The organism is Streptomyces sp. NPDC007917 (assembly GCF_042959105.1).
Taxonomy (GTDB): Bacteria; Actinomycetota; Actinomycetes; order Streptomycetales; family Streptomycetaceae; genus Streptomyces.
The window spans coordinates 61251-72292 of sequence record NZ_JBIBKK010000028.1; the positions used below are offsets into that span (position 1 = coordinate 61251).

Consider the following 11042-nt stretch of genomic DNA (forward strand, 5'->3'; position numbering starts at 1 on the left):
CACTTACCGGTGGACGTACGACGGACCGTGTCGGCCGGTGACGTCCCCCGTACACCCTAACGAATGGCAAAGAAATGGTAATGCGCGGGGTCAGGGGGGTTGATCAAGCGGGGGCGGCCCAGGTGCGGGAGCACAGCACCAGGCGGTAGCCGTCCGGGTCGGCGATCGTCACACCGTGCTCGTCCCAGTACGGGTTGTGTGCCGGAACACGGGTACCGCCGGCCGCGACCAGGCGGTCGATCAGGGACTCGTCCACCGGCTTGCCGAGGTAGACGACGAACAGGTCGTCCACCGTCGGGGTCGGCTCCAGCGGCCGCTCCGGGGCGTGCGTCAGCTCGAAATGCCAGGCAGCGCCGGGCGGGCCGACCATCAGCAGGTCGTGCTCGCCGGGCACGAGCTCGGTGGTGCGCCACAGGACGGCCAGGCCGAGGCCGTCCACGTAGAAGCGTTCGGCGGCGGCGAGGTCCCGCGAGGGCCGGGCCAGCCGGACCGGGACGGTGGGGTCGATCACGCTGAGACCTCCAGGGCAGCCTGCCAGACGGGGCTGTCGACGTAGTGGTTGTCGAACCGCTCCGCGGAGGCGGCGATCTCCTTCGCGTCGGCCTCGCCACGCATCACCCGGCCGAGCAGGCGCAGGTAGTCGAACCGGCCCATCCCCGGCGTGAACACGAACAGCACGTCCGCCTCACAGCCGGGCGCCGCGGCGAAGGCGTGCGGGGTGTGGGGCGGCACGGCCAGGAAGTCGCCCGCCTCCAGGACGGTGACCTCCTCACCCACCAGCACCTGGAGGGACCCGCTGATCACGAAGAACAGCTCCGTCGCCTTGGTGTGGAAGTGGGCGGGTGCCCCCACGGCTCCCTTGGCGAACGTGGACCGGTAGCTGGTGAAGCCGTCGGTGGTGCTGTCCGAGTCGGAGAGCAGCGTCATCACACTGCTCGGGTCGGCACAGGTCTCGGCCTCGGCGTGACGGGTCAGTACCGGCCGTCCGCCGGTCACTGCGATCTTCATGTCGTGCCCTTTCCAGGGGGTAGGGGAGTTGCGGGAGTCGAGAGGGCCTTGAGCTCTCCGGATCAGGGAGGCCCTTGTGCGGTTGTGCGGGGCGTGTGTCAACCGAAGATCACGGTGGGTTCGCCGGTGTACCAGGTGTTGTCGATGCGAAGCCGACGGATGACCCAGCGGTCGCCGTCGCGGACCAGGTCGACGTCGTAGGGGTTCTTCAACAGCGCGTGTGTGGTGGGGTCGGCGATGAGCAGGTGCTGGGCTTCCACCAGGGCGGTGAGCCGGGCGGTGTCGCCATCGATCGTGATCCGCGTGTTGGTGATCTGGTGTGTGGTGTCCACCCGGCCGGTGAACATGGCCAGAATGGTGGTGACGATGGTGTCGCGCCCGGACATCAGCGGCGGCTTGGCTCCCCACTTGGAGGCGGCGGGGCGGAAGTCCAGCTCGGCGTCGGCGGCGAAGGCCGAGGCGAACAGCTCCTTGTCCTTGAGGTCCTGGCCCAGGCCGAAGCGGTAGAGCGCGTCGGTGATCTCCGCCCGGTCCCTGAGTTCCGCGACGGCCGCGGCGGTGTCGTGCACAGGGGCGGTCAGGGCGCGGTCGCGGGTGACGTACATGATGTTCTCCTGGGCAGGTGAGGTGGCCTTTCAACGCCTCTGATCCTGCTGCGGTCCGGATAGGGCATCAATGCGCACCTGCGCAACGATCCTGAAGCCTCGATTAACGATGGGAGGGTGCGGGGATGCTGGAGCGGCACGAGCTGGAGGCGTTCCTGACGCTCGCCGAGGAGCTGCACTTCGGCCGCACCGCCGAGCGGCTGCACGTCTCAACTGCCCGGGTCAGCCAGACCATCGCCAAACTGGAGCGCCGCATCGGCGTCCCGTTGTTCAACCGCACCAGCCGCCGGGTGGAGCTGTCCCTGGTGGGACGACAACTGTATGAAGAGACACGCCCCGCCTGGTCCCGGATCACCGACGCGTTCGAGCGGGCCGTCGACGCGGGGCGGGGGCTGACCGGGCTGCTGCGGGTCGCTTTCACCGGGCCGGCGGCGGGCCAGCTGCTGGTCGGGGCCACGCAGGCGTTCCGCACCCGGCACCCCGACTGCGAGGCCCAGATCAAAGAGGCGCACCTGCCGGAAGTCCTGCCGTGGCTGCGCAGTGGCGAGGTGGACATCGCGCTGACCTGCCATCCGATGCACGAGGAGGGCATCGTCATGGGGCCGGTCCTGGTGCGGGAGGCACGCATGCTCGCCGTGCCGACAGGGCATCCGTTTGCCCGCCGCGCAACCGTCTCCGTCGAAGACCTGGCTCGCGTGACCGTGCTGCAGATTCCCGAGACGCTGCCGGAATCCCTGCGCGAGGACCGCGCACCGTGCCGGACCCCCGCTGGGAGACCGATCGCACTCGGTCCGTCGGCCATGACGTTCAACGAGACGCTGACGCTCGTGGGCGCCGGGGAGGGGGTCTTCGCCGTCGGCGCCCACACAAAGCGCTACTTCGCCCGCCCCGACGTCGTCTATGTCCCCTTCGTGGACGCCGCACCAGTGGACTGGGGCCTGGTATGGCCCGCCGACGGTGCGACAGCCCGCGTTCGCGCCTTCAGCGAGGCAGCACTCAACCTGGTGCAGGCACCTGCACCGAACCCCTGACCGTCACCGACACCGCGCCCCGACCGGGGCGCGGTGTACGTCGGCGGGGACGACGTATGGGCCCTGCTCGCCCGCCCGCACCGCCGCCCGCCCGCACCGCCGCGGTGCTCCAGGACTCCGGCGGCGGCCCGGCCGGGCTGTCCGTACGGGAGGTGGTGGCGCTGGGCCGCACCCCGCACCACGGCCTGCTCGGCCGCGACGGTCCCGAGGACGGTGGTGCTGCACGGTGGCGCGGTGGTCGCCGCGGGCCCGGTGCCGGACACCCTCACTCCCGATCTGCTCCGTGAGGTGTTCGGCGTGGCCGCCATCGCGGAGCGCCACGCCGACGGCGTCGTACGCAGCACCTACGCGGCCCGGCCACTCGCCCCCTCCTGAGGAGGTGTGCGTCACGCGTCAAGCGGCTCGTCGGCGAGGTAGGGCGGCGCCGGCTCGTACTGGATGTAGCGGCGGACCGCGCGCGCGTGGTCCCGGCCGTGGAGGCGGCCGACGAGCCACAGCGCCATGTCGATCCCGGCCGACACGCCCTGGCTGGTGACCAGGGCACCGTCGACCACATAGCGGGCGTCGCGCACCACCGTGACCTCGCCGCGGGCCTCCAGCGCGTCCTCGAAACCGTGGTGGGTGGCCACCCGGCGACCGCGCGCCGGGCCCGCCTCGTGCAGCAGCAGCGCCCCGGTGCACACGCTGGTGGTCCACTCGGCCTGCGCCGAGGCCTTCCGGAGCCAGTCGATGACCGCCGGGTTGGACACCTCGCGGCGGGTGCCCATGCCCCCGGGCACCAGCAGGACGTCCAGCGGCGGATGGTCGTCCAGCGTGTGGTCCGGCACCACCCGCATGCCCTTGTTGCAGCGGACGGCGTCGGGGCGTTCGGCGATGAGCACCGCGGTGTCGGCGCGGTCGCGCAGCATCGACGAGACGGTGAACACCTCCCAGGGGCCGACGAAGTCGAGCTCCTCGGCCCCGTCGAACACCAGCAGGCCGTATGTGGTCATGCGTACTCCCTCGTGGATCGGAAACGGTCCCGGTACTCGGACGGCGTGACGCCGGCATGGCGGTGGAAGGCGCGGCGCAGGGTCTCGGCGGTGCCGAAGCCGTACCGCCGGGCGATGGCCTCGACCGGGTCGTCGCCCTCGGCCAGCGCGCGCTGCGCCGCCTCGACACGCACCCGCTCCACATAGACCGCGGGCGGCGTGCCGAGCTCGGCGGTGAACCTGCGCTGCAGATGGCGCGTGCTCAGCCCGGCACACCCGGCCAGATCCGCGACCGTGTGCCGGGCGCCCGGGTCGGCGTGGATCGCCGACACCACGGCGCGGATCGAGTCGGTGGCCGGCTGCGCCGTCCACAGCCCCACGCTGAACTGGGACTGGCTGCCGGGACGGCGCAGGAACAACACCAGATGCCGGGCCACGGTGTGGGCCGCCTCCCGCCCCAGATCCGCCTCCACCAGGGCGAGCGCGAGATCCATCCCGGCGGTCACGCCCGCCGAGGTCCACACCCGGCCGTCCCGGACGAAGATGGGGTCGCAGTCGACCCGCACCTCCGGGTGTTCCCGGGTCAGTTGCTCCGCGCGGCCCCAGTGGGTGGTGACCCTCAGCCCGTCCACGAGCCCGGCGGCGGCCAGCAGGAACACCCCGCTGCACACCGAGGTGATCCGGCGGGCGCCGGTCGCGGCCGCCGCGATCCAGCCGGTCAGCTCCGGATCGTGGCGGGCCCGGTCCACCCCTGTGCCGCCCGCCACCACCAGGGTGTCGATCCCGCCGGGGTCGAGATCGGCCACCCCGTGCCCGGCGTGCACCGGCAGGCCGCTGGAGGACCGCACCGGGCCCGGGCGGGGCGCCACGATCCGGCAGGAGTAGCCGCCCACGAGCCGGTCCGCGTGCTCGAACACCTCGAGCGGACCGGCCAGGTCGAGTGACTGGAACCCCTCGTAGATCACGAAGACGACATGTCGCTGGGTCACCCCTCCAGCCTGCGGTCTGTCCGGGATGGCGGCAACGACACACAGCCCACACATCGCGCCACCATTTCCACACGGCCGAACCCGCGCCGACGGAAGCCGCCCGCGATCCAGGCGCCTTAGCATGCCCGGATGAACTTCCGGCTCACCCTGATCGCCTCCGGCCGCAGGTCCTCCCGGCTCGCCGAACGCTTCGACGACGACCGGCCGCTCGACCCGGCGGGCTGGCGTGAGGTGGAGCGCGTGGCGCCCGCGCTGCTTCCGCTGGCCGCCGCCGAGCTGCGCTACTGCTCGCCGTCGGCGCGCAGCCGGGAGACCGGAGACATCCTCGGCTTCATGCCGCTCGCCCAGACCTCCCTGCGCGACTGCGACATGGGCAGCTGGCGCGGCCGCACCCTGGAGGAGGTGAAGGAGCGCGAGCCCGAAGCGGTCGACACCTGGCTCGCCGATCCCGGCAGCGCGCCGCACGGTGGCGAGTCGCTGTCCGCGTTCATCAACCGCGTGGGCAGGTGGCTGGACAACCGGCCCGTCGAAAGTGACGGCCGGATGCTCGCCGTCGCCGACCCGGGCGTGATCCGCGCCGCCGTGACCCATGCGATGCGGGCGCCGGCGCACTGCTACTGGAACGTCGATGTGCTCCCGCTGTCCACCGTCACCCTCAGCGGCGGGGCCGGGAACTGGCGGCTGTGCGTGGACCGCGAAGCGCAACTGTAGAAGCGCGACGCCGAGGGCGCGGCGCGGTCGGGCCACACACTGGACGGGCCACACACTGGAAACGTCGCGGTTACGGCATGTCGGCATTGGGTGCGTACGTTCGAGGTACACGTCCTCGACGAAGAGGGAACCCACCCCGCCCGACCGCCCGGAGGACACCGTTGCGCACACCGCACACCTCGCCCGCACCCCCCAGCTGGCTCACCCACCCGCTGCACGGCGCGCGGGGGCTGCGCGGACCCGTGCCCTGGGCGGCGGTGGCGCGCGGCGCGCTCGGCGTGGGACCGGTGCTGGCGGCCGGAGTGGCCGCGGGACAGACCTCCGCCGGGGTGACCGCGGGCCTCGGCGCGATGTTCGCGCACATCAACGACCGGCCCGCCACCCGCGCCACCCGCCTGGTGCGCATCGGCCTCCCCGTCCTGGCCGGGGCCGTGGGCATGCTGATCGGGGCGTGGCTGGGCACGCTGTCACCCGGCGCCTGGATCGCGCTCGCGCTGGCGGGGGTCGGTCTGGTGTCCGGCGCGATCAGCGCGATCGGGCCGGTCTGCTCCTCCGCCGGGGTCCAGCTGATGGTGGTGTGCGTGGTCGGGGCCGGCATGCCCGCCCCCGAGCCCCCGCCGGTCCGGGCCGGCCTGCTGCTCGCCGGCGCCGCGTGGGTACTGGCCATGGCATGGCTGCTGCCCCTTTTCACGGGCTCGGTTCGCCGCTTCACACCACCGCTGGGAGGCGCCCCCTCACCGGGCAGAACGGGGCCGGGCCTGCCCGACGAGCGGCGCGCGGTCGCCGCCGTCTACGACGCGCTCGCCGACCTGATGGCGGCGGTCGGCACCGAGCGCGGCCATGCGGCCCGGCGCCGGCTGACCGCCGCGTACGACGCCGCCTACGAATCGCTCTACGGACACCGGATCCCGCTCCACCGGCCCGACGCCGGCCTGCGGCGGCTGCGCGACCTGCTGGCGGTGGCCGGGGCGCTGAGCGAGACGGCGGTGACGCTGCTGTGGGAGGGCGAGCCACTGCCCGCCCGGGTGGCGCGGACCCCCGCGCTGCTGGCCCGCTCGGTGCGTACCGGCCGCCCGCCCGGCCCTCTCCCCGCGCCCGCGCCGCACACCGCCGGCGGCCTGGCCGCACACCGCGCGGTACTGCTCGCCGCCCGCGTCTTCGACGGCGAGCCCGCCCCGGCGGTCGGCGCGGTCGGGCCGGGGCCCCGGCAGCGGCTGCGCCGGGTGCTCGGCCCGGCGGGCCGGGAGTACGCGGCCCGGGTGGCGCTGTGCGTGGGCGTCGCCACCGCGCTGGCCACGTCGCTGCCGGGCGAACACTGGTACTGGCTCCCCGCCACCGCCGCCTTCCTGGTCAAGCCCGACATGGGCCCCCTGGTGTCACGGGCCGTCTCCCGGGCGTTCGGCACCGCCGTCGGCGTGGCCGTCTTCGCCGGGCTCGCCGCGCTGCTCGGCCCGCTCGCGGGGGCCGAGCAGGTGTGGCCGGTGGCCGTCGCCGCGGTGTGCTCGGCGCTGATCCCGGTGTCCGTACGCCACTTCGCGCTCCAGACGGCGGTGCTCACGCCTCTGCTGCTGTCCCTGGTGTACCTCGGCGGCGACCGTGGCGCGGAGTACGCGCGGCTCGCGGACACGCTGCTGGCCTGCGCGGTGGTGCTGGCGGCCGGGGTGCTGCCGGGTCTCGGCGGCCCGCGCGCCCAGGTGTCCGTACGGCTCTCGCTCGCCGTCCGCGCCACCCGCGACCACCTGGACCGGGTGCTGGCCGCCGACGCGCCCTACGAGGTACGGCTGCGGCTGCGCCGCGAGGCGTACCGCGCCCTGGCCGATGCCCGCCGCGCGGTCGAGGTGGCCGGGGCCGAACATCCGCCGTTCGGGCGCGACCTGGCGGCGTGGGCCCCGGTGGTCGCGGCGCTCGAGGAGATCGTGGACGCGGCGACGGCGTGCGGGGTCCGGCTGGACCACGGCGCGCAGCCCCCGGACAAGGCCCTGGCGGACTGGCTGCGGACCGCCCTGTCGGACCTGGCCGACGCGGTCGCCGCCCGCCGCCCGCCCGCCGACCTGCCGATGCCCGCCGGGGCGTCGCTCACCGTCCCCCAGCTACCGCTGGGCGGGGCCCCCTGCGCGACACTCGCCGACGTCACCGCCGGCCTGCACCGCGCCCGGCACTTCGCCGGGTCCCGCTAGGCCCTGTCGCCCCCGGGCTGCCGGTGGCCGTCCCGGACCTGGGCCAGCCAGGCAGCCGGGTCCAGGGCGGCGAGCTCCGCGGTCTCACGGCTCCGCGCGGCGGCGAACAGCCCGAGCGCCGTACGCCAACTGTCCTCGGCGGCCCGCGGATCCGTGGGGAACTGCGCGGCCGCGAGGTCTCGCAGAGTCCTCGCCTGCCACAGGGGGAGGCCGAGCTCCGTCCACAGGCCGAGCGCTTCGGTGAGCGACGCGCGCGCCGACTCCAGCTCTCCCCGGGCGAGCGCGGACTCGCCCCGCGTCCTGGTCACCAGCGCGACGCCGAACCGGTCCCGCTGCTGGGCGCAGACCCGCAGAGCGGAGTCGAGCAGGGGGTCGGCCTCGGCGCCGCGACCCTGCCGGATCATGGCCTTGGCCAGTGACTGCCGCGCATACGCGGCGCCCAGCGCATCGCCCGCGGCCAGCAGTATCCGTTCCGCCCGGCCGCTGAGCTCGGCGGCGGTGTGCGGTTCATCACGGGCCCGGTGGCACAGGCCCAGGCCGCGCAGGGAGACGGCCTCGCCCCGCGGGTCGCCGATCTCCCGGTAGATGTCGGCACACCGGTTCAGGGACTCGGCCGCCGCCTCCAGGTCGCCGCCGTCCCGGCGGATCGCCCCCAGGCCGTAGTGGGCGGCCGCGAACACGCTGCGGTCGCCGACCCGCTCGGCGATGGAGGCGGCCCGCTCCAGGTCGTCGGCGGCGTCCTGGAATTCCCCCAGATCCCGGCGGACCGTCCCGATCCCCACCAGCGCGATCGCCTGCGTGGCGTGGTCCCCGACAGCCCGTGCCAGCTCCAGGGCGTGGCGGAAGTGGTCCAGGGCCGCCGGGAAGTCGTCCTTCTCGTAGAAGAGCTGGCCCAGCCCGGCCAGCAGGATGGTCTCGGCCCGCCGGTCCTGTTTCTTCCGCGCCGCGAGGAGGGCGGCCTCATGGGTCCGCTGCCAGCCGTCGAACTCGTTGCGCGCCGCGAACGGCGACGACAGCAACGAGGTGATGAGCGTCGTCGTCGCCCCGTCCAGGCCCAGCTCGTGCGACCGTTCCACGGCCCGGACCAGCGCCGGGGTCTCCGACTTCAGCCATTCCACCGGGTTGTTCTCGACTTCTGCCAGGAGCGCGGGGGAGAGCGCGGTGGCCGGAGAGGGGGAGGGCCGCAGCCCGAGCGTGACCCGGGGCAGCCGCTCGGCCCCCGCCTCGACCAGGGCCATCCACGCGGCCATGGTGCGCTCCAGAGCCGCCTCGATCACCTGCCCGGGTTCCTCGGCCAGGGCCAGCTCGGCTCCGAAGAGCTGCACCAGGTCGTGGAAGCGGTAGCGCAGCCGTCCCAGGGCGTCCGCCCCGGCGACGTCCAGCAGCCGGAGGTCCACCAGGTGCTCGACGACGTCCTCCGCGTTGTCCGGCGCGATGTCCAGCAGCGGGGAGGCGAGCCATGAGCCGAAGTCGGGCAGGTCGAGCAGGGTGAGCAGGTGGAAGGCGCGGCGGTGCGGCTCACCGAGGTCCGCGTAGTTCAGCCGCAGGGACGAGCGGATGGCGACATCCCCGACGGTGAGTTCGTCCAGTCTGCGCCGTTCGTCGGAGAGCCGGTCCGCGAGGGAGCGCAGCGGCCAGTGCGGCCGGGCCAGCAGCCTGGCCGCGGCGGCCCGGATGGCCAGCGGGATACCGCCGCACAGCCGCGCGATGGTCCGGGCGGACTCGGCGTCATCGGCGATCCGCGCCCCCCCGACGATGGTGCTGAGCATGTCCACCGCGGCCTCGGTGGAGAAGAAGTCCAGCTCGACCGGTTCCGCGCCCTCCAGCCCGGTCAGCCGCGAACGGCTGGTGATGATCACAAAGCAGCGCGGGGAGCCGGGTAACAGCCGCCGCACCTGCTGCTCATGAGACGCGTTGTCCAAGACGATGAGCAGCCGCCGGTCCGCCATCTTCCTGCGGTAGAGCTCGATCCGGTCGTCGAGCGCCTCCGGGAGGTCCGGGCCGGTCACCCCGAGCGCCCCGAGAAACCGGCCGAGCACCTCATGGGCGGTGATGTTCCGGTCCGAGCCGCGGAGGTCGGCGAAGAGCTGTCCGTCCGGATAGTGCTCCCGCAGCAGATGGGCGGCGTGCACGGCGAGCGCCGACTTGCCGACCCCGCCGAAGCCGGACACCACCACCGTCGGTGTCGCGGTGCGGAAGGCCGTGTTGTCCCGGCCCGCAAGCCTGATCAGCGCTTCGAGCTGCTCCGCCCGCCCGGTGAAGTCCCCGATGTCCGGGGGCAGATGGCGCGGAGCGACGTAGTGGTCGAGGTGTGCCACGAGCGGTGCGGCTGGCTGCTCGCCGCCCGCCGTGACCGCGGCGCGCACCTCCTGACCGGCGCCCGCGGTCACGGGGGCCGGGGCCAGGGGCGTGAGCGTTCCTTCGAGGATCTTGCTGTGCAGTCTTCTGAGCTTCTCACCCGGCTCGACGCCCAGTTCGTCGATCAGGTGCTTGCGGCCGTCCCGGTACGCGGCCAGGGCATCGGCCTGTCGGCCGCTCTCGTACAGGGCGCGCATCAGCAGCCCGCGGGTCTCCTCCCGCAGCGGATGGGCGGCGGCCAGACCGACGAGGCGGGACGTCGCCTCCGTGACCCTGCCCTGGGCGAGTCGGCAGCGCGCCAGACCCTCCTCGGCCGCCAGCCGGTCCTCTTCCAGCGAAGCGGCCCGGCTGCGGGCGAACTCGGCGCGCACCCCGCCGAACGCCGGTCCTCGCCAGAGCCCGAGCGCCTGCCCGTACCGCTCGGCCGCGGACACGTGGTCGCCGCCGCGCTCAGAGCTCCGGGCCGCGTCGAGGCGGTGCTGGAACACCTCCAGATCGCTGTCGTCGGGGGTGAGCGCCAGGACGTACCCGGGGGAGCGGGTGGTCAGCAGCGACGGCTCGCCGATCGACGAAAAGCTCCGGCGCAGCGCGGAAGCATAGGTGTACACGAGCGCGGTGGCGGACTGCGGCGGAGCGTCGTCCCAGATGAGCGCGACAAGGCTCTCGATGGAGACCACTCGCCGGGGCTGTAACAGCAGCGCGGCCAGCAACGCCTTCGGCTTGGCCCCGCCGAGGTTCACCTCGCGGCCGCCCGCTCTCACCTCGACCGGACCCAACATCAGGAAGCGCACCCGGACCCCCAAGAGCACTCGCCCATTCCCACCCCACGCGTGGGGGGATTTTGTCAGACGGCCAGGTGCGGCACAACGAGGACACGCCGCACTCCCGGCCTCCGGTTACGGGTACGGGCCAGGGCCCGTACCGGGGCGGGATGCCGGTACGGGCCCTGCTGAGGGGTTCGGCTCAGGCGAAGTGGACGTTGTCGTTGGTGAAGCCCTGGCCGATGATGAGGTCCTTGTCCCAGGGCATCGGGGAGAAGCCGCGTCCGTTGTGCCAGGCCTTTACGTCGCCGTTGTCGAGGACGGTGACGAGCTCTGACTTGCCGTCGCCGTCGAGGTCGGCGAAGTGGACGTTGTTCTTCGAGAAGCCTTGGCCGATGATGAGGTCGTTGTCCCAGGGCATTTCGGTGAAG

General features: G+C 73.5%; 10 protein-coding genes and 1 pseudogene. 4 read left to right on the forward strand and 7 right to left on the reverse strand.

The genetic code is table 11. The features are described from left to right. Positions 1 to 103: 103 nt before the first annotated feature. From ACFZDL_RS37770 to ACFZDL_RS37780, 3 genes are all read right to left on the reverse strand, one after another. Complete coding sequence (locus tag ACFZDL_RS37770) at positions 104 to 511, reverse strand: VOC family protein (protein WP_353591602.1); 408 nt, start codon at positions 509 to 511, stop codon at positions 104 to 106. Continuing rightward, a complete protein-coding gene (locus ACFZDL_RS37775) occupies positions 508 to 1008 on the reverse strand; it encodes a cupin domain-containing protein (RefSeq protein WP_353591601.1) in 501 nt (166 codons plus the stop codon). The genes ACFZDL_RS37770 and ACFZDL_RS37775 overlap by 4 nt, the downstream gene beginning before the upstream one ends. 98 nt (positions 1009 to 1106) lie before the next feature. Further along, positions 1107 to 1613 carry a nuclear transport factor 2 family protein gene (locus tag ACFZDL_RS37780; RefSeq protein ID WP_353591600.1) on the reverse strand — a complete coding sequence of 169 codons (507 nt, stop codon included), beginning with the start codon at positions 1611 to 1613 and terminating at the stop codon, positions 1107 to 1109. A 125-nt stretch (positions 1614 to 1738) separates the two neighbouring features. Here ACFZDL_RS37780 and ACFZDL_RS37785 point away from each other — a divergent pair, with 125 nt between their 5' ends. Continuing rightward, complete coding sequence (locus ACFZDL_RS37785) at positions 1739 to 2644, forward strand: LysR family transcriptional regulator (RefSeq protein WP_353591599.1); 906 nt, start codon at positions 1739 to 1741, stop codon at positions 2642 to 2644. Positions 2645 to 2659: 15 nt separating this feature from the next. After that, positions 2660 to 3019 (forward strand): annotated as a pseudogene (locus ACFZDL_RS37790) (ABC transporter ATP-binding protein); the annotation flags it as partial. Positions 3020 to 3030: 11 nt separating this feature from the next. Here the strand turns inward: ACFZDL_RS37790 and ACFZDL_RS37795 are convergent. Together ACFZDL_RS37795 and ACFZDL_RS37800 are read right to left on the reverse strand one after the other, a co-directional pair. Further along, entirely contained in the window at positions 3031 to 3636 is a 606-nt protein-coding gene (locus ACFZDL_RS37795; protein ID WP_353591597.1) for a DJ-1/PfpI family protein, read from the reverse strand. Beyond that, complete coding sequence (locus tag ACFZDL_RS37800; protein ID WP_353591596.1) at positions 3633 to 4604, reverse strand: GlxA family transcriptional regulator; 972 nt, start codon at positions 4602 to 4604, stop codon at positions 3633 to 3635. The genes ACFZDL_RS37795 and ACFZDL_RS37800 overlap by 4 nt, the downstream gene beginning before the upstream one ends. 129 nt (positions 4605 to 4733) lie before the next feature. Here ACFZDL_RS37800 and ACFZDL_RS37805 point away from each other — a divergent pair, with 129 nt between their 5' ends. Then, entirely contained in the window at positions 4734 to 5315 is a 582-nt protein-coding gene (locus ACFZDL_RS37805; RefSeq protein WP_353591595.1) for a histidine phosphatase family protein, read from the forward strand. Positions 5316 to 5476: 161 nt separating this feature from the next. Further along, on the forward strand, positions 5477 to 7492 hold the full coding sequence (locus tag ACFZDL_RS37810; protein WP_353591594.1) for an FUSC family protein: 2016 nt from the start codon (positions 5477 to 5479) through the stop codon (positions 7490 to 7492). On the opposite strand, the gene ACFZDL_RS37815 is transcribed toward ACFZDL_RS37810, so the two are convergent. Both ACFZDL_RS37815 and ACFZDL_RS37820 read right to left on the reverse strand, forming a co-directional pair. Next, on the reverse strand, positions 7489 to 10659 hold the full coding sequence (locus ACFZDL_RS37815) for a BTAD domain-containing putative transcriptional regulator (RefSeq protein WP_353591593.1): 3171 nt from the start codon (positions 10657 to 10659) through the stop codon (positions 7489 to 7491). The two genes, ACFZDL_RS37810 and ACFZDL_RS37815, sit on opposite strands and share 4 nt — an antisense overlap. Before the next feature lie 154 nt (positions 10660 to 10813). Continuing rightward, positions 10814 to 11042: hypothetical protein (locus tag ACFZDL_RS37820; RefSeq protein WP_391193504.1), on the reverse strand; the 229-nt coding region annotated here is incomplete at its 5' end.